The 23,791-nt window shown below is 31.9% G+C and carries 20 protein-coding genes; 15 read left to right on the top strand and 5 right to left on the bottom strand.

Going from position 1 to position 23,791, the window contains the following annotated elements:
• Nucleotides 1–110 precede the first annotated feature (110 nt).
• Both NST64_RS04425 and NST64_RS04430 read right to left on the bottom strand, forming a co-directional pair.
• Nucleotides 111–1,040: a manganese-dependent inorganic pyrophosphatase gene (locus NST64_RS04425; protein ID WP_002450056.1), complete on the bottom strand. Its 930-nt coding sequence runs from the start codon at nucleotides 1,038–1,040 to the stop codon at nucleotides 111–113.
• Nucleotides 1,041–1,088: 48 nt separating this feature from the next.
• Nucleotides 1,089–1,649, bottom strand: coding sequence for a cysteine hydrolase family protein (locus tag NST64_RS04430; protein WP_002450084.1), 561 nt, complete (start codon nucleotides 1,647–1,649; stop codon nucleotides 1,089–1,091).
• A gap of 133 nt (nucleotides 1,650–1,782) precedes the next feature.
• Here NST64_RS04430 and NST64_RS04435 point away from each other — a divergent pair, with 133 nt between their 5' ends.
• Together NST64_RS04435 and NST64_RS04440 are read left to right on the top strand one after the other, a co-directional pair.
• Complete coding sequence (locus NST64_RS04435; RefSeq protein ID WP_037554385.1) at nucleotides 1,783–2,865, top strand: glycosyl hydrolase family 28-related protein; 1,083 nt, start codon at nucleotides 1,783–1,785, stop codon at nucleotides 2,863–2,865.
• Nucleotides 2,866–3,105: 240 nt separating this feature from the next.
• Nucleotides 3,106–4,665, top strand: a complete 1,560-nt coding sequence (locus NST64_RS04440; RefSeq protein WP_049417653.1) for an SLC13 family permease — start codon at nucleotides 3,106–3,108, stop codon at nucleotides 4,663–4,665.
• Between the two features lie 180 nt (nucleotides 4,666–4,845).
• On the opposite strand, the gene pheA is transcribed toward NST64_RS04440, so the two are convergent.
• Together pheA and NST64_RS04450 are read right to left on the bottom strand one after the other, a co-directional pair.
• Complete coding sequence (gene pheA / locus NST64_RS04445) at nucleotides 4,846–5,646, bottom strand: prephenate dehydratase (RefSeq protein WP_049417651.1); 801 nt, start codon at nucleotides 5,644–5,646, stop codon at nucleotides 4,846–4,848.
• A 30-nt stretch (nucleotides 5,647–5,676) separates the two neighbouring features.
• Nucleotides 5,677–6,744 carry a nitric oxide synthase oxygenase gene (locus tag NST64_RS04450; RefSeq protein WP_049438073.1) on the bottom strand — a complete coding sequence of 356 codons (1,068 nt, stop codon included), beginning with the start codon at nucleotides 6,742–6,744 and terminating at the stop codon, nucleotides 5,677–5,679.
• Nucleotides 6,745–6,922: 178 nt separating this feature from the next.
• Here NST64_RS04450 and NST64_RS04455 point away from each other — a divergent pair, with 178 nt between their 5' ends.
• The 10 genes from NST64_RS04455 to NST64_RS04500 all read left to right on the top strand — a co-directional run bounded on the left by NST64_RS04455 (nucleotide 6,923) and on the right by NST64_RS04500 (nucleotide 18,286).
• Nucleotides 6,923–8,392, top strand: coding sequence for a nicotinate phosphoribosyltransferase (locus NST64_RS04455; RefSeq protein ID WP_002450035.1), 1,470 nt, complete (start codon nucleotides 6,923–6,925; stop codon nucleotides 8,390–8,392).
• Nucleotides 8,385–9,221 (top strand): ammonia-dependent NAD(+) synthetase, encoded by an 837-nt coding sequence (gene nadE / locus NST64_RS04460; RefSeq protein WP_002450018.1) that lies wholly within the window; start codon nucleotides 8,385–8,387, stop codon nucleotides 9,219–9,221. Before NST64_RS04455 ends, nadE begins: the two co-directional genes overlap by 8 nt.
• A gap of 110 nt (nucleotides 9,222–9,331) precedes the next feature.
• Nucleotides 9,332–9,937 carry a DUF2179 domain-containing protein gene (locus NST64_RS04465; RefSeq protein WP_002450021.1) on the top strand — a complete coding sequence of 202 codons (606 nt, stop codon included), beginning with the start codon at nucleotides 9,332–9,334 and terminating at the stop codon, nucleotides 9,935–9,937.
• A complete protein-coding gene (locus tag NST64_RS04470) occupies nucleotides 9,918–10,100 on the top strand; it encodes an NETI motif-containing protein (RefSeq protein WP_002455112.1) in 183 nt (60 codons plus the stop codon). The genes NST64_RS04465 and NST64_RS04470 overlap by 20 nt, the downstream gene beginning before the upstream one ends.
• A 222-nt stretch (nucleotides 10,101–10,322) precedes the next feature.
• Nucleotides 10,323–11,618 carry an adenylosuccinate lyase gene (gene purB / locus NST64_RS04475; RefSeq protein ID WP_002450041.1) on the top strand — a complete coding sequence of 432 codons (1,296 nt, stop codon included), beginning with the start codon at nucleotides 10,323–10,325 and terminating at the stop codon, nucleotides 11,616–11,618.
• 103 nt (nucleotides 11,619–11,721) lie between these two features.
• Entirely contained in the window at nucleotides 11,722–12,024 is a 303-nt protein-coding gene (locus NST64_RS04480; protein WP_002450083.1) for a YerC/YecD family TrpR-related protein, read from the top strand.
• Between the two features lie 159 nt (nucleotides 12,025–12,183).
• A complete protein-coding gene (locus NST64_RS04485; protein WP_002450036.1) occupies nucleotides 12,184–12,876 on the top strand; it encodes a heptaprenylglyceryl phosphate synthase in 693 nt (230 codons plus the stop codon).
• A complete protein-coding gene (gene pcrA, locus NST64_RS04490; protein WP_002450038.1) occupies nucleotides 12,876–15,068 on the top strand; it encodes a DNA helicase PcrA in 2,193 nt (730 codons plus the stop codon). The genes NST64_RS04485 and pcrA overlap by 1 nt, the downstream gene beginning before the upstream one ends.
• 3 nt (nucleotides 15,069–15,071) lie before the next feature.
• Nucleotides 15,072–17,075 (top strand): NAD-dependent DNA ligase LigA, encoded by a 2,004-nt coding sequence (ligA, locus tag NST64_RS04495; RefSeq protein ID WP_002450088.1) that lies wholly within the window; start codon nucleotides 15,072–15,074, stop codon nucleotides 17,073–17,075.
• A gap of 11 nt (nucleotides 17,076–17,086) precedes the next feature.
• A complete protein-coding gene (locus NST64_RS04500; protein WP_049417644.1) occupies nucleotides 17,087–18,286 on the top strand; it encodes a CamS family sex pheromone protein in 1,200 nt (399 codons plus the stop codon).
• A gap of 59 nt (nucleotides 18,287–18,345) precedes the next feature.
• Here NST64_RS04500 and putP read toward each other — a convergent pair whose 3' ends face one another.
• Nucleotides 18,346–19,824: a sodium/proline symporter PutP gene (gene putP / locus NST64_RS04505; RefSeq protein ID WP_107632335.1), complete on the bottom strand. Its 1,479-nt coding sequence runs from the start codon at nucleotides 19,822–19,824 to the stop codon at nucleotides 18,346–18,348.
• Nucleotides 19,825–20,309: 485 nt separating this feature from the next.
• Here putP and gatC point away from each other — a divergent pair, with 485 nt between their 5' ends.
• Genes gatC through gatB form a run of 3 tightly spaced genes read left to right on the top strand, consistent with a single transcriptional unit; the run spans nucleotide 20,310 to nucleotide 23,511 of the window.
• Nucleotides 20,310–20,612, top strand: coding sequence for an Asp-tRNA(Asn)/Glu-tRNA(Gln) amidotransferase subunit GatC (gatC, locus tag NST64_RS04510; protein ID WP_002450027.1), 303 nt, complete (start codon nucleotides 20,310–20,312; stop codon nucleotides 20,610–20,612).
• Between the two features lies 1 nt (nucleotide 20,613).
• On the top strand, nucleotides 20,614–22,071 hold the full coding sequence (gatA, locus tag NST64_RS04515; RefSeq protein WP_002450043.1) for an Asp-tRNA(Asn)/Glu-tRNA(Gln) amidotransferase subunit GatA: 1,458 nt from the start codon (nucleotides 20,614–20,616) through the stop codon (nucleotides 22,069–22,071).
• Between the two features lie 12 nt (nucleotides 22,072–22,083).
• Entirely contained in the window at nucleotides 22,084–23,511 is a 1,428-nt protein-coding gene (gene gatB / locus NST64_RS04520; protein WP_017175240.1) for an Asp-tRNA(Asn)/Glu-tRNA(Gln) amidotransferase subunit GatB, read from the top strand.
• Nucleotides 23,512–23,791: the final 280 nt, after the last annotated feature.

The following is a 23,791-nucleotide window of genomic DNA, read 5'->3' on the forward strand; positions in this document are numbered from 1 at the left end:
ATGTATCCAAGGTTAAAACATTTGAATGAATGATTAAAATAAATTAAAAAAAGGCTGAGAGTTAAGTAACCTACTATCTCAGCCTTATTATATATGAATTAAAATATGAATTATTTAGTTAAAATTTCAGTGATTTGAGGTACAACTTGTTTTTTACGAGAAACTACACCTGATAAGAAAGCCATACCATCATCTAATTGAACATTGAAGGCTTGACCAACTTTATCTTTTTCAGCCCCGACAACTAAAATTTTAGAATCACTGTTAATAATATCAGTGACAACTAATACAAATAAATCATATTTTTCGTTTGCACTTGTTTCTAACATTGCTTTTTCCAATTCATCTTTACGATTTAAGACTTCATCAATATCTACAGTATTGACTTGAGCAATACGAGTAACATAATCTCCCATATTAAATGATTTAGCATCCATATTTAATAACTCTTCAGCAGATTTATCAGTTGTTGAAGCACCTGCTTTCAACATTTCTAAACCATATTCATCTAAATCGACATTAGCAATGTCTTTTAATGCTTTAGCAGCATTTACATCTTCTTCAGTACATGTTGGAGATTTAAATAATAAACTATCTGAAATAATAGCTGAAATCATTAATCCAGCAATTTCAGGTTTAATCTTAAAGTTACGTTCTTTATACATTTTATAAAGAATTGTAGCAGTACAACCTACAGGTTCTGCACGATAGTATAAAGGACCTGCTGTTTCAAAGTTCGCAATTCTATGATGATCTACGACATTCACAATATTCGCTTTAGCAATAGTTTCAGCACTTTGTTGGAATTCATTGTGGTCAACTAAGATAACGTCTTGACCTTCTAAATCATCATTTAATAAAGTTGGTGCATCAACTTTAAAATGATCTAATGCATATTTTGTTTCAGCACTCACTTCACCTAAGCGATAAGGAGTTGCTTCAGAATTTCCAGTTTGTTGTTCAAAATCAGCCATTATAATAGCTGAAGATATTGCATCTGTATCCGGATTTTGATGTCCAAAAATATAAGTTTTTGCCATTGATTTATTCACCCTTAATTTTTAAATTTATCCTTATTTTAGCATGTTTTAATTGATAACTTCTACCTTTGCACCTAATGAGTTTTTAAAATGAGCTAAAGCGAACTGATGACCCTCTTCATTAAATGAGGCAACACCTTGTTCAGGGATAATAATATGATAGCCTAAATTATAAGCAGAAATTGCTGTATGGAGTACACATATATCAGTACATACACCTACAATTTCAACAGTATCAATATGTCTTTCTCTTAATAAACTATCTAAAGCAGTACCATAAAAAGAATCATAACGTCGCTTATCTAAATAATGTACAGTATCTTCATTTTTATATTTATCAAAAAATGATTTTACCTTACCATATAATTGACGACCTGAAGTGCCTTCAATGTTATGTGGTGGGAATAATTTAGTTTCAGGATGATACGGGTCTTCTTCAAAATGTAAATCCATCATGAAAAAGATATTATCATGTTGATGTTGATATTGATTGAGTCTTTCTACAATAAACTGTTCAATATCTTGGCCTGGTTTACCACAAGTTAATCGGCCGTCATCAGCGATAAAATCATAAGAATAATCTACAACAATCAATGCTTTGTTAGTCATAATAAACATCCCTTTCTTAATAAATGTTTGAATACCTTAAAAAATGTATAATATTAAATTATAAATATAGTATAGCTATACACCATTATGGTTACAAATATATTTAATAACAACATAAGATAGGGGATAAAAAATATTGATCAATGCACAGGATTTTGGTTTAAAAGGAAAACATAAACGAAGAGATACTAAAGCTATACAAAAAGCACTTAATGCCGCAAGATACGGAGAACATACAGTTTATATACCATCTGGGACTTATTATATTAGTAAAGCATTAGTGATATATGATCATACCACTTTAATATTAGAAGATGATACCATCTTGCAGCGTCACTCGAGAGATGCATTGTTAAAAAATGGTAAAAAATTTGGTTTCTATCATGGATATCAAGGAAATGGGCATATTAAAATAAAAGGTGGTATATTTGATATGAACGGTTCAAAGTACCCCTACAATAATACCGCAATGTCTATAGGTCATGCTGAAGATATCGAGTTAATAGATATTACAGTACTTGATGTTGTAGGTGGACATGCACTAGATGCTTGTGGAATCAATGGTTTATATATTAAGGACTGTAAGTTTAAAGGCTTTTTTGATGTAAATGGTGATCGCTCATTTTCTGAAGCAATTCAATTAGACATTCAAGTGCCTGGGTCATTTCCTAAATTTGGTACGACTGATGGCACGATTACCAAAAATGTTGTCATTGAAGATTGCTATTTTGGAAATTCAAACCAATATAAAATGCAAGCTTGGAATAGAGCGATAGGCTCTCATGCCAGTCGTTATAATCGCTTTTACGAAAATATTCATATAAGGAATAATGTGTTTAACGGAATGAATGAATATGCATTAACTCCGTTAAAATCAAAGACAATGTTTATCTCAAATAATACCTTTATAAATTGTAATGGTGGTATTCGTTTTCTTGGAGTTAAAGATGGAAAAAATGCGGCTGATGTTTCTACAGGACAAGTTCAAAAGACTCAAGCTGGAGATAATTTGACTGTAACCGGTAATCATTTCGAAGGAGAAATGAAAAGAGATGCTATACACGTGAGAAGTTATAATAATGTAAAACATACTAATGTTTTTATTGCAGGTAATTCGTTTAATCATTCGACACAAAGATTACATTTAGAAGATATTTCTAATTTGACATTTAATCAAAATGATAAAGTTAAAGTTAAAAAAATTAATATTGATTAGTATTTAATTTAAAAAGGTATAATTATAGATGAAAAATAAATGATACGCGCTTTATTATGATATATAATAAAGCGTTTTCTTTTATGTTATAATATCATTATATATTTTCAAAAAAGTCAGATTTCTATGAGGCTTGTTTGCAATATAATAGGTATCAAATCAACTTTGTTGAGATGATGCCATATTTCTAAAAATAGAATATATTAAGTTAAGTTTCTAATTTTAAAGGGGGAGAATTAGATGGCTAAGCAATCAGGTTTTCGAAGAAATGCACAATACTTAACATTTTTTTCTAAAAAAGATCATACAAATCAATCTTATTCTATGGGGCAATTATTGGGGCTCATTTTAGGACCGTTATTGTTTGTTCTTATCTTATCATTCTTTCATCCAGTAGAACTTCCTTTCAAAGGGGTATATGTTTTAGGAATTACGGTGTGGATAGCTATTTGGTGGATTACAGAAGCGATACCAATTGCTGCAACGAGTTTTTTACCACTCATACTTTTGCCTTTAGGACATGTACTTTCGCCTGAACAAGTCTCTTCTGAATATGGTAATGATATTATCTTTTTATTTTTAGGTGGTTTTATTCTTGCAATTGCTATGGAAAGATGGAATTTACATACACGTGTAGCTTTAACTATTATTAGATATATTGGCGCAAGCACGAGTAAAATATTATTAGGCTTCATGATTGCTACAGGATTCCTATCAATGTTTGTATCAAATACAGCGGCTGTTATGATAATGATACCTATTGGTTTAGCAATTATTAAAGAAGCGAATGAGTTGAAAGATGATGACGTTAAATCAGATAGTATTTCGAAGTTTGAAAAATCACTTGTCTTAGCTATTGGTTATTCTGGGACCATCGGAGGATTAGGTACACTTATTGGAACACCGCCACTCATTATACTAAAAGGACAATTTGAACAACATTTTGGACAAGAAATTAGCTTTGCTAAATGGATGATTGTTGGTATTCCTACAGTCATTATTTTAATAGCATTAGCATGGGCTTATTTAAGATTTATCGCATTTAGACATGATTTGAAGTATTTACCGGGTGGTCAAACATTGATTGAAGATAAACTCAATCGTCTTGGTAAAATGTCTTATGAAGAAAAAGTGGTTCAAGCTATTTTTATTCTTGCAAGTTTACTATGGATAACAAGAGAATTTATTTTAAAAAGTTTTTCAATAACATCTGAAGTTGCAGACGGTACAATTGCAATATTTATTTCTATTTTACTTTTTATATTTCCGGCTAAAAGTAAAGAAAAACATAAGCGAATTATTGATTGGGAAGTGGCAAAAGAATTACCATGGGGTGTACTTATATTATTTGGTGGAGGCTTAGCTTTAGCAAAAGGAATTTCAGAAAGTGGTTTAGCAAAATGGCTAGGTGAGCAACTAAAAATGTTAGATGGGGTGCATCCACTAGTAATAGTTATTGTCATTACAATATTTGTGTTATTTTTAACAGAAGTGACTTCAAATACAGCAACTGCTACAATGATTTTACCTATTCTTGCTGCGCTATCTGTAGCAGTAGGTGTACATCCAATGTTATTAATGGTACCCGCAGCTATGGCAGCAAACTGTGCTTACATGTTACCAGTAGGAACACCCCCAAATGCTATTATATTTGGATCAGGTAAGTTGAGTATTAAAGAAATGGCTAAAGTAGGAGTTTGGGTTAATTTAATTTCTGCAGTGATTATTATAGTAGTTGTTTATTTCTTAATGCCATATATTTTAGGATTTGATATTTCTGATACATTAAATTTAAAATAAAATTAAATATCTTGAAATCATATATTCATTATGTATGTTTTATCTTAATATTTTAAATAAATATATAAAAAGAGCCTGGGACATCATGAGTTCATGAGTGGTCCTAGGCATTTTTAATATGATGCGGCTAGGTTTTCAGAATGAAAGGATACATTCAACACAAATATTGTCCACTCCCTTTTATTGACGATGAAAAGCACCAATAATTTTCACTGAAAAATCTAATGTTTCTAATATTGATATAACTTTATTCAAATTATCTGATAGCCCGGTATCTGCTTGTACGAAGAAGCGATACATACCCAGTTGAGTTTTCAGTGGTCTTGATTCAATCCATGATAAATTAATATCAAATAATGCAAATGTAGTCAGTATACTTGCCAGTAATCCAGCTTTGTCATACTTAGGAGTAATTAATAGCATTGTGTTATTCGTTTTAGACTCAAAGTCATTATCATTTTTTATGACTAAAAAACGTGTAACATTATGCGGGTAATCTTGAATATTACTCTCTATAGCAGTATATCCGTACATTTCACCACTACCTACAGGGACAATGGCTGCTACATCCGAGGAGATTTTTTCTAATCCTTGAATCGTACTCTCAACATAATCGTAAGAAAATTGATGTTTTTGAATGTATTGGCTTGTTTGACTGATGGCTGGTGCGATAGAGTATACCTTTTTTATATTTTCTATCTTTGAGTCCCTTGTCGCATATAAACCAAAATTAATATCTAAATGTATTTCCCCATGTGCAAAAACATGTTGTTGAGCTAGTGCATCTGCCACAATGTTTATAGTTCCTTCAATTGAATTTTCTATGGGTACAATTGCTACAGATTGAGCGTCACTATTTACTGCCTTAATGACTTCATATAAATTAGACTTTGGTATGAAGTTAAAATTATCTTTTGAAAAATATTTTTTAGCAGCTAAATATGAAAATGTACCTTCGGGACCTAAATAATATAAATGCATGATGAATTGTCACCTCATGAATCTTGTACATTAGTGGAATGGACATTTCATCGGTGTCGCTTTTTTATAATGGAAATTAGGGTCTTTAATAATATTTTTGTATCCATGATGGTAATTAGCAGTTAACGTTGGCGATAACGGTGGGGCTAACCATGACCATTTTCCAGTAACATCACGATGATGCTGTTCCTCTTTTTCTTCAAATAATTCAAATTGTTTAGCAGCAGTTAAGTGGTCAACAATAGAAACACCCTGTGATTTAAAAGAGTGATAAACTGCATAATTTAATTCTACTAATGTACGATCTTTATTAAATGAATTATTTTTAAGTGTACCAAATTCAAATGTTTCTGCAACTTTTTCAAGCAAATTATAGCGGTAAGTATCAGTAAAATTACGAACTGCAATTTCAGTGACCATATACCAACCATTAAAAGGAGCAGTTGGATATGTAATTCCACCTATTTTCAAATCCATATTAGAAATAATAGGAACACCATACCATTTTAAATGTAAATCTTTCAGCTTTGGAAATTGATCATGTTCTATATCTACTTCTTTAATCAATGAAGCTGGAAATTCATGATATTTTATAGGTGAATTTGGTAATTGATAAATAAGAGGAAGCACGTCAAAGTCTGAACCTTTGCCTTTCCATCCCAAATGATTAGCTAATTGTGTTATCTCGCGTTCTGATGGATCACCTTTATCTTCATATCCTGCGTAACGTATTAATTGATTGTTATATATTTTAGGTGCATCAGTTGAAGAAAATATAGTGATATATGGTTTGATTTTACCGCCATTTGTTGCTTTGTTTAAATGATTATGAAGCGCATCTAAGAAATGTTGTTCTGTATAAATATCGCGTGCATCCACAACATTTAATGATTCCCAAAATAAGCGCCCGACACATCGATTGGAATTACGCCATGCCATTTTAGCGCCATAATTTAGTTCTTCATAAGTATGTGTATAGGTACCTGTCCGATTGATTTCTTTCCCTATCTCAGTGATACGTTTAGAAATAGTATGATTTGAGTAATTTAATTCACCATACATAGTTTGGATAAAATTTGTAGCTTCTTCTAATAGCATATAATCACCTCAATAGTATTATAAGCGAGTAACTGATATAACACATACAATAAATACTTATGTCATGAATTTGTCGAATTAAAAAAATTTAATTTTTAAATTAAAGACTATTATCGAAAATACTCACTATTACTGAATTGTGATAAAATATACAAAAAGGTTGTTAGGAGAGATGAGGATGTATCGTTACGAAGATGATAGTTTAATGTTACATAATGACTTATATCAAATAAATATGGCAGAAAGTTACTGGAATGACGGTATTCATGAAAGAAATGCAGTGTTTGATTTGTATTTCAGAAATATGCCATTTGGAAGTGGATATGCTGTTTTTAATGGGTTAAAAAGGATGATTCAATTTATAGAAAACTTCCATTTTAGTGATTCTGATATCGAATATTTACAATCAATAGGATATAAAAATGATTTTTTAAAATATCTTAAAAATTTGAAATTTACAGGGAATATTCGCGCGATGCAAGAAGGGGAATTGTGTTTTGGGAATGAACCATTATTACGAGTAGAAGCGCCATTAATTCAAGCTCAACTTATTGAAACGATTTTACTTAATATTGTAAATTTTCATACGCTTATTACAACGAAAGCTAGTAGAATTCGTCAAGTTGCACCACAAGATACGTTAATGGAATTTGGTACACGACGTGCACAAGAAATTGATGCCGCAGTTTGGGGAGCACGTGCAGCATATATTGGTGGGTTTGATTCAACAAGTAATGTCCGAGCAGGCAAATTATTTGGTATTCCAGTTTCCGGAACTCATGCTCATGCACTAGTTCAAACATATGGTGATGAGTATAAAGCATTTAAGATTTATGCAGAACGACATAAAAATTGTGTGTTTTTAGTAGATACGTTCCACACTTTAAAATCAGGGGTACCAACTGCAATTAAAGTTGCAAAAGAATTAGGAGATTCCATTAATTTTATAGGTATAAGATTAGATTCTGGTGACATTGCATATTTATCGAAAAAAGCTCGTCGTATGCTTGATGATGCAGGCTTTAAAGACGCAAAAATCATTGCTTCAAATGATTTAGATGAGCAAACAATTACCAGTTTAAAGGCACAGGGTGCAAAAGTAGATTCTTGGGGTATAGGGACTAAATTGATCACGGGTTATGATCAACCAGCCTTAGGAGCAGTTTATAAGCTTGTCGCTGTTGAAAATAATGAAGGTGAATATGTAGATCGTATCAAGCTATCAAATAATGCGGAAAAAGTTACTACGCCTGGTAAGAAAAAAGTATATCGTATTATTAATACTAAAACTGGCAAGGCTGAAGGTGACTATATCACGCTTGAACATGAAAATCCTAATAAAGAAAAACCATTAAAGATGTTCCATCCAGTTCATACTTATAAAATGAAACATGTTAAGCATTTTGAAGCAATTGATTTACATCATTCAATTTTCGAAAATGGTAAATTAGTTTATGACTTACCAAGTGAAAAAGAAACTCAAGATTATTTAAAACAATCATTATCACAATTGTGGGAAGAAAATAAACGTTATTTAAATCCACAAGAATATCCAGTAGATTTAAGCACAAGTTGTTGGAATAATAAACAAAAGCGCATTCTTGAAGTGACAGAACATGTTAAGGAAATGGAGGAAGACAATGACTAATTTACAAGATATCGTAGTAAAAGAAATGAAAGTAAAGAAACATATTGATAGTCAACAAGAAATTCGTGAGATTATCCAATTCATTAAAAACTATGTTCAATCACATACATTTATTGAGTCATTAGTACTTGGCATATCTGGTGGTCAAGATTCTACACTTACTGGTAAATTAGCGCAATTAGCAGTTGAAGAACTCCGTAAAGAAGGAAGAGAATGCCAATTTATAGCAGTTAAACTTCCCTATGGTAAACAAAAGGATGCTGATGAAGTAGAAGATGCACTTCATTTTATTCAACCTGATGAAGTGATTACAGTTAATATTAAACCAGCAGTAGATCAAAGTGTAGCATCATTGAAAGAAGCGGGTATTGAACTTACAGATTTCCAAAGAGGAAATGAAAAAGCAAGAGAGCGCATGAAAGTACAATTTTCTATTGCTTCAAATCGTAGTGGTATTGTTATAGGAACGGACCATTCAGCTGAAAATATCACAGGTTTTTATACTAAATATGGTGACGGTGCTGCTGACATTGCACCTATCTTTGGACTAGATAAACGCCAAGGTAGACAGCTTTTAGAATATTTAGAAGCGCCAACACATTTATATGAAAAAGTGCCTACTGCTGATTTAGAAGATGATAAACCTCAATTACCTGATGAGGAAGCATTAGGGGTAACTTATAATCAAATTGATGACTACTTAGAGGGCAAAGAAGTACCAAGTGATGCAAAAACAACGATAGAGAATCATTATGTTAAAAATGCACATAAAAGAGAATTGGCATATACTCGCTATACTTGGCCTAAACATTCATCTACAAAAGAATAAATGAATACTCTAATAATTAAATGATTTAATTACTATTAGTTTTTAGTGACAAAATTATTTGTGACTGATAAAATTATTTCGAATTTTAGTTAAATGAAATGAGGAATAATATGTCAGTAATTACGTCAAATCCATGGATAATGGTATTAGCGATATTCATCATTAACGTTTTTTATGTTACATTTCTTACAATGCGTACGATTTTAACGTTAAAAGGATATCGTTATATGGCAGCAGTAGTAAGTTTTCTTGAAGTTTTAATATATGTTGTTGGATTAGGGCTAGTGATGTCTAGTTTAGATCAAATTCAAAATATTATTGCATATGCCTTTGGATTCTCAATAGGTATCATTGTTGGAATGAAAATTGAAGAAAAGCTTGCATTAGGCTATACAGTTGTAAACGTAACATCTGCAGAATACGAGCTTGATTTACCTAAAGAGTTACGAAATTTAGGTTATGGTGTTACTCACTATGAAGCACATGGTAGAGATGGAAGTCGAATGGTAATGCAAATTTTAACACCTAGACGTTATGAACGAAAATTAATGGAAACTGTTCGTAGTTTAGATGAAAAAGCATTTATCATTGCGTATGAACCTAGAGCCATTCACGGTGGATTCTGGACTAAAGGTGTTCGAACTAAGAAAGTAAAAGCATATGAAGTAGAAGAAATAGAAAGTGTTGTGGAACATAGTGAAGTTCAAGGTAAATGAAAATGAAACTATTTCAGATTGTATTGCACGTATGAGAAAAGAAGGATACATGCCAGTCAGACGTATTGAAAAACCTGTTTACTTTGAAGATAAACAAGGAAATATAAAGATATTACGACAAGATATTCAATTTGTTGGTAAGAAAATAGAAAATGACATTTAATAACTGCTCATATATGGGTCTTTGACAATTTAGAAGTCAGAGACCTTTTAATATTTTTATAAAGTTCGTAAACCTATATTCAATTAGAATAAAAAATCTTTATACTTTTAGTATAGAATCTGTTAAACTATAAATATAGAGTTAAATACGAACTATTTTACTTAAAAACGATTTAATGTACAGCTTTTTATAAAAATAATTACATAAGATAGGAGTTTAATAATGATTGAACGTTATTCAAGAGAAGAAATGTCTAGTATTTGGACAGACCAAAATAGATATGAAGCATGGTTAGAAGTGGAGATTCTTGCTTGTGAAGCCTGGAGTGAATTAGGGTATATTCCTAAGGACGACGTAAAAAAAATTCGTGAAAATGCTAAAGTGGATGTCAATCGTGCAAAAGAAATTGAACAAGAAACACGTCATGATGTAGTAGCATTTACAAGACAAGTATCTGAAACACTTGGAGAAGAACGTAAATGGGTTCATTATGGATTAACTTCTACAGATGTTGTAGATACTGCATTAAGTTATGTAATTAAACAAGCGAATGAAATTATTGAAAAAGATATTGAACGCTTTATTAAAGTACTTGAAGAAAAAGCTAAAAAATATAAATATACATTAATGATGGGTCGTACACACGGTGTTCATGCTGAGCCAACCACTTTTGGCGTAAAAATGGCATTATGGTATACAGAAATGAAACGTAATTTAAAACGTTTTAAAGAGGTACGTAAAGAAATTGAAGTTGGGAAAATGAGTGGCGCAGTAGGAACATTTGCCAATATTCCTCCTGAAATTGAAAGTTACGTTTGTAAACATCTTGGAATTGACACAGCCCCTGTATCAACTCAAACACTTCAACGTGATCGTCACGCTTATTACATTGCAACTTTAGCGTTAATTGCGACATCATTAGAAAAATTTGCTGTAGAAGTTCGTAATTTACAAAAAACTGAAACGAGAGAAGTTGAAGAAGCATTTGCAAAAGGTCAAAAAGGATCATCAGCAATGCCGCATAAACGTAATCCAATCGGTTCAGAAAATATTACAGGTATTTCAAGAGTGATTCGTGGTTATATTACAACTGCTTATGAAAATGTCCCATTATGGCATGAACGAGACATATCTCATTCTTCTGCAGAGCGAATTATGTTACCAGATGTAACAATTGCATTAGATTATGCTTTAAATAGATTTACTAATATTATCGACCGTTTAACAGTATTTGAAGATAATATGAGAAATAATATTAATAAAACATTTGGTCTTATTTTTTCACAACGCGTTTTACTTGCATTAATTAATAAAGGTATGGTTCGTGAAGAAGCATACGATAAAGTACAACCTAAAGCGATGAAATCTTGGGAAACTAAAACACCTTTCCGTGAACTTATAGAACAAGATTCAACCATTACAAATGTTTTATCTAAAGAAGAATTAGACGAGTGTTTTGATCCAAAACATCATTTGAACCAAGTCGATACCATTTTCAAACGTGCTAATTTAGAATAGTTACTAATATAGTTTTAGCATGTTCAATTGAAATAACTACACTTTAATTAATTAATGCGTTAAAATATAGTTATATTTAATTTGAAAATAGGGGTTGCTTGAGATGCAAATTGAAAAATTAAGAGGAGAAGCATTGGATGAATTATTTGATGCCATCTTAACACTTAAAGATAGAGAAGAATGTTATCAATTCTTTGATGATTTATGTACAGTCAATGAAATTCAATCTTTATCTCAAAGACTTCAAGTTGCTAAAATGATAAAGCAAGGTTTTACTTATGCAACTATAGAACAGAAATCTGGTGCATCAACAGCTACGATATCTAGAGTTAAACGCTCACTGCAATGGGGTAATGATGCGTATACAATGATTTTAGATAGATTAAATGTTGAAACAAAAGAATAAATAAAGAGAGACAATTGCTTAGCTAAAAATAGCAATTGTCTCTTTTTTGTGAATATAATTTTTACAATTTGAACTAGTATAAACTTAGTGTATTGATTTAGAATTGCAAAGGTAAAAATGCTATAATTTAGTGTATGTTAAAAGAAGGAGTTATGGATAATGTATGACATTAGAAAGTGGCAGCATGTATTTAAACTTGATTCTGCCAAAGAGATTAGCGACGAAAATTTAGAAGCCTTATGTATGTCAGATACTGATGCCATCATGATTGGTGGGACAGACGATGTAACTGAAGATAATGTCATTCATCTTATGAGTAGAGTTAGAAGATATCCATTACCTTTAGTACTAGAGGTTTCAAATTTAGATAGCGTAATGCCTGGCTTTGACTTTTATTTTATACCCTCAATATTAAATAGTAATGATGTGACATACCATAATGGTTTGCTTCATAAAGCATTAAAACAATATGGTCATATGATTAATTTTGAAGAAGTGATGCTTGAAGGGTATGTCGTTCTTAATCCAGATAGTAAAGTAGCCAAACTTACGCAATCAAATACTCAGTTAGATGTTGAAGATATTGAAGCTTATGCTCAACTCGTTGAAGAAATGTATAAGTTGCCAATTTTGTATTTAGAATATAGTGGTACATATGGAGATAAAGATATCGTAAAAGCCACTTCCCAAATGTTAACCCATACACAATTATTTTATGGTGGTGGTATTAGTTCTTTAACTGAAGCTAAAGAAATGAAAAATTATGCCGATACAATTATTGTAGGTAATATTATATACTCAGATATTAAAAAAGCTTTAAAAACTGTAAAAATAAAGAAGGAGTCGAAATAATGAATGCTCTAGTAAGTAATATGAATAAAGAACAAAGTGAAGCAGTTAGAACGACAGAAGGTCCTTTGCTTATCATGGCTGGCGCAGGGTCAGGTAAAACAAGGGTGTTAACACACCGCATAGCCTACTTATTAGATGAAAAAGATGTTTCTCCGTATAACATTTTAGCTATTACGTTTACTAATAAAGCTGCAAAAGAAATGAAAGAGCGTGTGGAACACTTGGTTGGTGAAGAAGCTCAAGTGATTTGGATGTCAACATTCCATTCAATGTGTGTAAAGATTTTAAGAAGAGATGCAGATCGTATTGGCATTGAACGCAACTTTACCATTATTGACCCAACTGATCAAAAATCTGTAATTAAAGATGTACTTAAAAATGAAAATATTGATAGTAAACGTTTTGAACCGAGAATGTTTGTTGGTGCCATCAGTAATTTAAAAAATGAATTGAAAACGCCCGAAGATGCGATGAAAGAAGCAAATGATTTTCATTCACAAATGGTTGCAACAGTATATAGTGGATACCAACGTCAACTATCTAGAAATGAAGCATTGGATTTTGATGATTTAATCATGAAAACGATTCGTTTATTTGAACGTGTACCAGATGCATTAGAATACTATCAAAATAAATTTCAATACATCCACGTAGATGAGTATCAAGATACAAATAAAGCACAATATACACTTGTTAAATTACTTGCAAGTAAATTTAAAAATTTATGTGTTGTAGGTGATTCTGATCAATCAATATATGGATGGCGTGGTGCAGATATTCAAAATATACTATCTTTCGAGGAAGACTATCCTGAAGCAAAGACTATTTTCCTAGAACAAAATTATCGATCAACAAAAACCATTTTAACAGCTGCAAATGAAGTGATTAAACATAATACTGAACGGAAACCTAAAGGGTTATGGACCGCAAATAATGGTGGAGAAAAGATTAAATATTATGAAGCGATGACTGAACGTGACGAAGCAGAATATGTAGTTCGTGAAATTATTAAACATCGTAAGTCTGGAAAAGACTATAATGATATGGCAATTTTGTATCGAACAAATGCACAATCACGTGTGTTAGAAGAAACATTTATGAAATCAAATATTCCTTATACGATGGTTGGTGGCCAAAAGTTCTATGATCGTAAAGAAATCAAAGACCTGTTAAGTTATTTAAGAATAGTGGCAAATAGTAATGATGATATTAGTCTTCAAAGAATTATTAATGTTCCTAAAAGAGGGATAGGGCCATCATCAGTTGATAAAATTCAACGATATGCACTAGATAACAATATTAGTATGTTTGATGCATTAGGAGAAGTGGATTTTATAGGGCTCTCTAAAAAAGTAACTCAAGAATGTATACAATTTTATGAAATGGTTCAAAACTTAATTAAAGAACAAGAATTTTTAGAAATTAGTGAGATTGTTGAGGAAATACTTGAAAAATCAGGTTATCGTCAAATGTTAGAACGTGAACAAACAATTGAATCACGTAGTCGTCTTGAAAATATTGATGAATTTATGTCTGTACCTAAAGACTATGAAAAAGATACACCTTTAGAAGAACAATCATTGATTAACTTTTTAACTGATTTATCACTTGTCGCAGATATTGACGAAGCACAAATTGATAGTGGTGTAACGTTAATGACCATGCATTCTGCAAAAGGATTAGAGTTCCCAATTGTATTCATAATGGGTATGGAAGAATCACTTTTCCCTCATATTAGAGCAATTAAAAGTGATGATGACCATGAGATGGAAGAAGAAAGACGAATTTGTTATGTAGCCATTACACGTGCAGAAGAAGTGTTATATATTACACATGCGACTTCTCGTATGTTATTTGGACGTTCACAAGCAAATCTACCATCACGCTTCTTAAAAGAAATCCCTGAAGAATTATTAGAAACACCAGCAAAATCAAAACGACAAACAATCACTTCTAAGTCAACTACACCGTCAAAACGTGGTTTTAGTAAACGTACGACTTCTACTAAAAAACAAGTATCTGCTTCAGATTGGAAGGTAGGAGATAAAGTGACACATAAATCATGGGGCGAAGGTATGGTGAGCAATGTAAGTGAAAAAAATGGCTCTGTTGAATTAGATATTATATTTAAATCTGAAGGTCCTAAGCGTTTATTAGCTCAATTTGCGCCTATCGAAAAAAAGGAGGATTAGTAAATGGATAACATTCAAAATCGTGTCAATGAACTGCATGATTTATTAAATCAATATAGTTACGAATATTATGTGAAAGATAATCCTTCTGTACCTGATAGTGAATATGATAAATTATTACGTGAATTAATTGATATTGAAAATGCACATCCTGAACTAAAAACTGACGATTCTCCAACAGTTAGGGTTGGTGGAGAAGCTCAATCATCATTTGAAAAAGTAAATCACGAAACACCTATGCTTAGTTTAGGTAATGCTTTTAATGAGGAAGAACTAAGACGTTTTGATGAACGTATTCGAGAACATATTGGTAACGTGGAATATATGTGTGAGCTAAAAATTGATGGTTTAGCAGTTTCTTTAAAATATGAAGATGGACGATTTGTGCAGGGATTAACGCGAGGAGATGGGACCACAGGAGAAGATATTACAGAAAATCTACGTACTATTCATGCGATTCCTCTTAAAATTAAAGAACCTTTAAATGTTGAAGTTCGTGGAGAAGCATATATGCCACGTCGTTCCTTTATGAGATTGAATGATGAGAGAGAAAAAAATGAAGAACAACCATTTGCTAATCCACGTAATGCAGCAGCAGGTTCTTTAAGACAATTAGATCCTAAATTAGCTGCTAAACGTAAACTAAGTGTCTTTTTATATAGTGTAAATGATTTTACAGATTTTAGCGCTACTACTCAAAGTGATGCATTAGATGAATTAGATCGTTTAGGGTTTAAAACTAATCATGAACGTGCACGCGTAGAAGATATAGAGGGTGTACTAGAATATATTAAAAAGTGGACTAAACAACGTGAACAGCTATCTTATGATATTGATGGAATTGTTATTAAAGTGAATGATCTTGATCAACAAGACGAAATGGGATTTACTCAAAAATCTCCACGTTGGGCAATCGCTTATAAGTTTCCAGCTGAAGAGGTTGTCACAGAACTTAAAGATATTGAATTAAGTATAGGACGTACTGGCGTCGTTACACCGACAGCCATTTTAGAACCTATTCGTGTTGCGGGTACTACAGTTTCAAGAGCATCACTTCATAATGAAGATTTAATTAAAGAACGTGATATTAGAATCGGTGATAGCGTTATAGTGAAAAAGGCTGGAGATATTATTCCTGAAGTCGTAAGAAGTATTATTGACCGTCGTCCAAATGATGCAAAACCATACCATATGCCAACGCATTGTCCAAGTTGTGGTCATGAATTAGTGCGTATTGAAGGAGAGGTTGCGCTTAGATGTATCAATCCAAAATGCCAAGCGCAACTTGTGGAAGGATTGATTCATTTTGTTTCTCGACAAGCGATGAATATAGACGGACTAGGAAATAAAATCATTCAGCAACTGTATCATCATCAGCTTATTAAAGATGTAGGTGACATTTTTTATTTAACTAAAGAAGATTTATTGCCTTTAGAACGAATGGGCACAAAAAAAGTAGAAAACTTATTAAGCGCTATCGAACATGCAAAACAAAATTCTTTAGAACATTTATTATTTGGTTTAGGTATACGACATCTTGGCGCCAAAGCAAGTCAAATTTTAGCAGAGAAATTTGAAACCATGGATCGTTTACTTAAAGTAACAGAAGAAGAACTGGTAGCGATCCATGATATTGGAGATAAATTAGCACAATCTGTAGTAACGTATCTAGATAATGAGGATATTAAAGCACTTATTGAAAAATTAAAAGATAAAAATGTCAACATGATATATAAAGGTGTTAAATCCTCTGAAATTGAAGGACATCCGGAATTTCAAAATAAGACTATTGTTCTTACTGGAAAATTACAACAAATGACACGTAAAGAAGCAACAACATGGTTAGAAATGCAAGGTGCTAAAGTAACAAGTAGTGTAACTAAAAGTACAGATTTAGTAATAGCTGGTGAAGATGCTGGCTCAAAATTGTCTAAAGCTGAACAATTTGGTACAGAAATATGGTCCGAATCACAATTTATTGAAAAACAAAATGAAATAGCAGAATAGAGGAGAACGTAATGAAGCGGTTATTATTATTAGTTATAACGTCGCTTATGATATTGACAGCGTGTGGCAATGGGAATGATAAAAATAGTCAGTCAAATAATAAGCAACAAGAACAAAATTCAAATAATGTAAAAACAGTTGCCACTGATCAAGAAGTTCAAGGAGATAATTATCGTACAATCTTACCATTTAAAGAAAGCCAAGCTCGTGGAGTATTACAAGATAATATGGCTAATAGCTATAATGGTGAAGATTTCGAAAATGGTTTATTACATCTAAGTAAGTCTGTATTTCCAACTGATAATTTTTTATATCAAGATGGGCAGTATTTAGACAAAAATACAGTTAACGCATATTTAAATCCCAAGTATTCTAAAGACGAAATTGATCACATGAGTGAAAGTGAAAAAGAATCAAAAAAAGCTACTGAAAATTTAGGTCTTAATCCATCACATGATGGAGAAACTAAACCAGAAAAAATAGCAGAAAGCTCTCCTGCTTATTTATCTAATATCTTAGAACAAGATTTTTATGATACAAATGATACAAAAGGAAAAAAAATTAAAGGCATAACAATTGGTCTTGCTATGAATAGTGTCTATTATTATCAAAAAGAAAAAGATGGAGAAACATATAGCAAATCGCTAGATAATAAAGAAATTGAAAAACAAGGTAAAGCAATGGCTCAAGAGTTACTTACACGCCTTAGAGCAAATAAAGATTTGAAAAATATTCCAATTCACTTTGCAATATATGTTCAATCGAGTCAAGATGCAATTACGCCAGGACACTTTATTGCTAATACGATTGTTGATGATAAACAAACTAAAATTAATAAATGGAATAAAATTGATGAGATTTCAGCACTTTTACCTTCAACAGAAGCAGAAAAATATGACAAAAATCTAAATAATAACTTTAAACAATTTAATGACGATCTTCAATCTTATTTTTCTAATTTTACTCAAGCAATTGGAAAAGTGAAATTTGTAGATAAGAAACCTAATAGACTAGTGATTGATTTGCCAATCGATTACTATGGTCAAGCTGAAACAATAGGAATTACACAATATGTAACAGAACAAGCTAAGAAATATTTTGATAATATAGATAGTTACGAAATTCGTATAAAAGATGGTAACAATTCAAGAGCACTTATTAGTAAAACAAAAGATGACAAAGACCCACAAGTCCATATTTATAGTAATTAATTAAAAAGAGGTTGTGACACGTCGTGTCGCAGCCTCTTTTTAATTTTCAATAAATTAATTTATTTTTCGCGAACAATTGTTTTAACTTGATTTAACTGTTGTTCAATAGAATAGTCTGATTTATAGGTGAAGATGCTAACAAGGTATGTAACGATTACACTACTAATAAAACCAGGTATAATTTCATACATGCCAAATAGTTCATTAATATTAGCAAGTGGTTTAACCCAGACAATCCAAATAATGACTACGAGAGCTCCAGCAATCATACCACTTATCGCACCCTCACGTGTTAGTTTTTTCCAATATAAAGAAAAAAGAACAAGTGGGCTAAATGCTGCACCAAAACCTGCCCAAGCATTTCCGACTAGGTTTAATATGGTGTCATTAGGAGACCATGCAATAGCAAGAGCTACAATGGCTACAGCTAACACAGACAATCTGCCTACCAGTACAAATTCTTTTTGATGTGATTGAGCATGTTCTTCACCGCGAATGAGCTTATAGAAATCTTCTGTAAGTGAGCTTGAAGTCACTAATAATTGTGAAGAAATTGTACTCATAATAGCAGCTAGGATAGCAGCAAGTAAGAATCCACCTACTAAAGGATGGAAAAGAACTTGGCTCATGATAATAAATAATGTTTCTGGATCGTCCATTTTAATGTGATTTTTCGAAATAAAAGCAATTCCAGTTAACCCTACACCCACAGCTCCAAGTAAACCTACAGTCATCCAACTTATTCCTAAGCGTCGTGCTTTAGGTAAAAGTTTGTGAGATTTAATAGACATAAATCGTACAATAATATGAGGCTGACCAAAATAACCTAATCCCCATGCAAATAATGAAATCATACCTAAAAAAGTAGTACCTCTAAATAAATCCATATTAGTTGGTTTCATTTCAGCTACTTGATGGAATGTATCCCATCCACTAAGTTGTATCAAAGCAACTATTGGTACCATTACCATTGCGATAAGCATGATAACCCCTTGGAAAAAGTCAGTAATAGAAACAGCTAAATATCCTCCGAAAAAGGTATATAAAATAACGATAATTGCGACTGAAATAAGTCCCAAATGATAATTTAATCCAAATGCGCTTTCGAATAATTTACCTCCAGAAACAAAGCCAGAGTGAGTATATAAAGTGAAAAAAATAACAATAATAAGACCAGAAATAATTTTAATGATACTATGTTTATCATTAAGACGGTTTTTGAAAAAATCAGGGAGCGTAATTGCATCTCCAGCAACTTCTGTATATACTCTAAGCCTTGGTGCAACAACGAGATAGTTAACATAGGCGCCAATAGTTAAACCAATTGTAATCCATATTGTCGATAAACCTGTGCTATAAACAGACCCTGGAAGTCCCATAATCATCCAACCACTCATATCTGAAGCACCGGCTGATAAAGCAGTAATATATGGGCCTATATTCCTCCCACCTAACATATACTCACTTAAATTGCCGGTTGCCTGTTTATAACCATAGTAACCAATCACTAGCAGAATAATAAAATAGATTGCAATCATAATATAAGTCTGTCAGTTTGTGTTAGCATGAGTGCCTAAATTTACACCTAATACAAACATTGTAATTACCCCCTTTAAAACTTTTAAATTTATGTTTTTCAACAACATTGTACTGAAAAAAAGAAGTGACGATTTTTAAATTAGTTACGTGTAATATTATACAATGATATTTATAGATTAGAGAAGTAAAATTTTATCTATAAATAACAGTTTATTTTAATGTAATTATAAGCGTTAACAAGAATTAGAGTATAGATAAAAAATAATTCATTTTATTATATAACGTTAATATTAATAAATTATTAATAGAAATTAATGTATATTTATAGGTAACTATGTAAATGAGTTACATAAGAAAGTTGTTTTAATTCTTAACTTTGCTAAGAATAGTTAATACACCGATTATCATAATAAATATTTAGATTTTTAACTGAAAATTTGATACAATTTTATGATGAATGAGTAATAAGGAGGCTTTTTTAATAATGACTAAAGTTACACGCGAAGAAGTTGAACATATAGCACATTTAGCAAGACTTCAAATTTCTCCTGAAGAAACTGAAGAAATGGCTAATACACTTGAAAGTATCTTAGATTTTGCAAAACAAAACGATTCAGCAGATACTGAAGGTGTGGAACCAACATATCATGTCTTAGATTTACAAAATGTGTTACGTGATGATAAAGCAATCGAGGGTATTCCTCAAGAACTTGCATTAAAAAATGCGAAAGAAACAGAAGACGGTCAATTTAAAGTACCAGCTATCATGAATGAGGAGGACGCTTAAGATGAGTATTCGCTATGAATCTGTTGAAACACTTTCAGAAATGATTAAGAATAAAGAAATTAAACCTTCTGAAGTAGTTAAAGATATTTATGATGCTATTGAAGAAACAGATCCAACAATTAAATCATTTTTAGCTTTAGATAAAGAAAATGCAATTAAAAAAGCTAAAGAATTAGATGAGTTACAAGCTAAAGATCAATTTGAAGGTAAATTATTTGGAATCCCAATGGGAATTAAAGATAATATTATTACTAAAGATGTCGAAACAACTTGTGCAAGTAAAATGTTAGAAGGTTTTGTACCGATTTATGAATCAACAGTGATGAATAAATTACATCAAGAAAACGCAGTGTTAATTGGTAAATTAAATATGGATGAATTTGCAATGGGTGGTTCTACCGAAACATCTTATTTCAAAAAAACTGTAAATCCATTTGATCATCAAGCAGTGCCAGGGGGATCTTCTGGAGGTTCAGCTGCAGCAGTGGCAGCAGGATTAGTACCATTTAGTTTAGGTTCTGATACTGGTGGATCAATCAGACAACCAGCTGCATATTGTGGTGTAGTAGGTATGAAACCTACATATGGCCGTGTATCACGTTTTGGTTTAGTTGCTTTTGCATCTTCATTAGATCAAATTGGACCAATTACTCGTAATGTTAAAGACAATGCGATGGTATTAGAAGCAATTGCAGGCGTAGACAAAAATGACTCTACAAGTGCACCGGTTGAAGATGTTGATTTTACTTCTGAAATTGGTAAAGACATCAAAGGTCTTAAAATTGCACTTCCTAAAGAATACTTAGGAGAAGGTGTTAACGAGGAAGTAAAAACTTCTGTAAAACAAGCAGTAGAAACATTAAAGTCACTTGGTGCAGAAGTTGATGAAGTGTCATTACCAAATACTAAATATGGTATTCCTTCTTATTATGTAATTGCATCATCTGAAGCATCTGCAAACTTAGCACGTTTCGATGGTATTCGTTATGGCTACCATTCAAAAGAAGCGCAAACGTTAGAAGAATTATACAAAATGTCTCGTTCGGAAGGCTTTGGAGACGAAGTTAAACGTCGTATCTTCTTAGGTACATTCGCATTAAGTTCTGGTTATTATGATGCATTTTATAATAAATCTCAAAAAGTTAGAACATTAATTAAAAATGACTTCGATAAAGTATTCGAAAATTATGATGTTGTTGTAGGGCCTACAGCTCCAACAACGGCGTTTAATTTAGGCGAAGAAATTGATGATCCTTTAACAATGTATGCAAATGACTTATTAACTACGCCTGTTAACTTAGCTGGTTTACCTGGTATTTCTGTGCCATGTGGCCAATCAAACGGACGTCCAATCGGTTTACAATTTATTGGTAAACCATTTGATGAGAAAACATTATATCGTGTGGCATATCAATATGAAACACAATTTAACTTACACGACGCATACGAAAAATTATAAGGAGTGGAAATAATGCATTTTGAAACAGTTATCGGACTTGAAGTTCACGTTGAATTAAAAACAGACTCAAAAATGTTCTCTCCATCACCAGCACATTTTGGGGCTGAACCTAACTCAAACACTAATGTTATTGATTTAGCTTATCCGGGTGTCTTACCTGTTGTAAATAGAAGAGCAGTAGATTGGGCGATGCGTGCGTCAATGGCTCTAAATATGGATATTGCTACAAATTCTAAATTTGATCGCAAAAACTATTTTTATCCAGATAATCCGAAAGCATATCAAATTTCTCAATTTGATCAACCAATCGGTGAAAATGGATATATTGATATTGAAGTTGATGGTGAAACGAAACGTATTGGTATTACTCGTCTTCATATGGAAGAAGACGCAGGTAAATCAACTCATAAAGATGGTTACTCTTTAGTAGACTTAAACCGTCAAGGTACACCATTAATAGAGATTGTATCTGAACCAGATATTCGTTCTCCTAAAGAGGCATATGCTTATTTAGAAAAATTACGTTCAATTATCCAATATACTGGTGTATCTGATTGTAAAATGGAAGAAGGTTCACTACGTTGTGATGCTAATATTTCATTACGTCCTTACGGTCAAAAAGAATTCGGTACTAAAACTGAATTAAAAAACCTAAACTCATTTAACTACGTGAGAAAAGGTTTAGAATATGAAGAAAAACGTCAAGAAGAAGAATTATTAAACGGTGGTACGATTGGTCAAGAAACACGTCGTTTTGATGAATCAACGGGTAAAACTATTTTAATGCGTGTTAAAGAAGGTTCTGATGATTATCGTTACTTCCCAGAACCAGATATTGTACCTTTATATGTCGATGATGAGTGGAAAGAACGTGTGCGACAAACCATTCCAGAATTGCCTGACGAACGTAAAGCTAAATATGTTAATGAATTAGGCTTACCTGAATATGATGCGCACGTATTAACGCTTACTAAAGAAATGTCTGATTTCTTTGAAGGTGCGATTGAACATGGCGCAGATGTTAAACTAACATCTAACTGGTTAATGGGTGGCGTTAATGAATATCTTAATAAAAATCAAGTAGATTTAGAAGATACAAAATTAACTCCTGAAAATCTTGCTGGAATGATTAAGCTTATCGAAGATGGAACAATGAGTAGTAAAATTGCCAAAAAAGTATTCCCAGAATTAGCTGAAAATGGTGGAGATGCTAAACAAATTATGGAAGATAAAGGTTTAGTTCAAATCTCAGATGAAGCTACATTATTAAAATTTGTTAATGAAGCTTTAGATAATAATCCACAATCTGTTGAAGATTATAAAAATGGTAAAGGTAAAGCTATGGGCTTCTTAGTGGGTCAAATTATGAAAGCTTCAAAAGGTCAAGCTAATCCTCAAAAAGTTAATCAATTATTAAAACAAGAATTGGATAAAAGATAATAGCTCATCTCATATGAGGTATTAAATATAAGTTTAAGCTAAACTGTTCACAAAGTGTTTAAGATTGTGAACAGTTTTTTATTCGTATTTCTAGAGAAAAAGCTATTGGATTTCAATAGGATAGATAAGCACAGTATTTAGTTTGTTCCTAGTGTCAAAAGAATGAGATATGCTTTACTTCGGTTAGTTTCTTACAACAAATGATGCCCACAAAAATTTAAAAGAATTGGTATAAATACTTTTAACTCATTCATAAATCATTTAATATAGTGTTATGTAA

The organism is Staphylococcus sp. FSL W8-1268 (assembly GCF_038003965.1).
GTDB lineage: Bacteria > Bacillota > Bacilli > Staphylococcales > Staphylococcaceae > Staphylococcus > Staphylococcus hominis.

What these genes read in the sequence shown, in the direction of transcription:
- NST64_RS04440 (WP_049417653.1), top strand. Translation starts at nt 3,106, where the DNA reads ATGGCTAAGCAATCAGGTTTTCGAAGAAATGCACAATACTTAACATTT.
- putP (WP_107632335.1), bottom strand. Translation starts at nt 19,824, where the DNA reads ATGATTGCAATCTATTTTATTATTCTGCTAGTGATTGGTTACTATGGT.
- NST64_RS04480 (WP_002450083.1), top strand. Translation starts at nt 11,722, where the DNA reads ATGCAAATTGAAAAATTAAGAGGAGAAGCATTGGATGAATTATTTGAT.
- NST64_RS04465 (WP_002450021.1), top strand. Translation starts at nt 9,332, where the DNA reads ATGTCAGTAATTACGTCAAATCCATGGATAATGGTATTAGCGATATTC.
- pheA (WP_049417651.1), bottom strand. Translation starts at nt 5,646, where the DNA reads ATGCATTTATATTATTTAGGTCCCGAAGGTACATTTTCATATTTAGCT.
- NST64_RS04485 (WP_002450036.1), top strand. Translation starts at nt 12,184, where the DNA reads ATGTATGACATTAGAAAGTGGCAGCATGTATTTAAACTTGATTCTGCC.
- NST64_RS04450 (WP_049438073.1), bottom strand. Translation starts at nt 6,744, where the DNA reads ATGCTATTAGAAGAAGCTACAAATTTTATCCAAACTATGTATGGTGAA.
- gatA (WP_002450043.1), top strand. Translation starts at nt 20,614, where the DNA reads ATGAGTATTCGCTATGAATCTGTTGAAACACTTTCAGAAATGATTAAG.
- NST64_RS04500 (WP_049417644.1), top strand. Translation starts at nt 17,087, where the DNA reads ATGAAGCGGTTATTATTATTAGTTATAACGTCGCTTATGATATTGACA.
- NST64_RS04455 (WP_002450035.1), top strand. Translation starts at nt 6,923, where the DNA reads ATGTATCGTTACGAAGATGATAGTTTAATGTTACATAATGACTTATAT.
- purB (WP_002450041.1), top strand. Translation starts at nt 10,323, where the DNA reads ATGATTGAACGTTATTCAAGAGAAGAAATGTCTAGTATTTGGACAGAC.
- nadE (WP_002450018.1), top strand. Translation starts at nt 8,385, where the DNA reads ATGACTAATTTACAAGATATCGTAGTAAAAGAAATGAAAGTAAAGAAA.
- gatB (WP_017175240.1), top strand. Translation starts at nt 22,084, where the DNA reads ATGCATTTTGAAACAGTTATCGGACTTGAAGTTCACGTTGAATTAAAA.
- NST64_RS04425 (WP_002450056.1), bottom strand. Translation starts at nt 1,040, where the DNA reads ATGGCAAAAACTTATATTTTTGGACATCAAAATCCGGATACAGATGCA.
- gatC (WP_002450027.1), top strand. Translation starts at nt 20,310, where the DNA reads ATGACTAAAGTTACACGCGAAGAAGTTGAACATATAGCACATTTAGCA.
- pcrA (WP_002450038.1), top strand. Translation starts at nt 12,876, where the DNA reads ATGAATGCTCTAGTAAGTAATATGAATAAAGAACAAAGTGAAGCAGTT.
- ligA (WP_002450088.1), top strand. Translation starts at nt 15,072, where the DNA reads ATGGATAACATTCAAAATCGTGTCAATGAACTGCATGATTTATTAAAT.
- NST64_RS04430 (WP_002450084.1), bottom strand. Translation starts at nt 1,649, where the DNA reads ATGACTAACAAAGCATTGATTGTTGTAGATTATTCTTATGATTTTATC.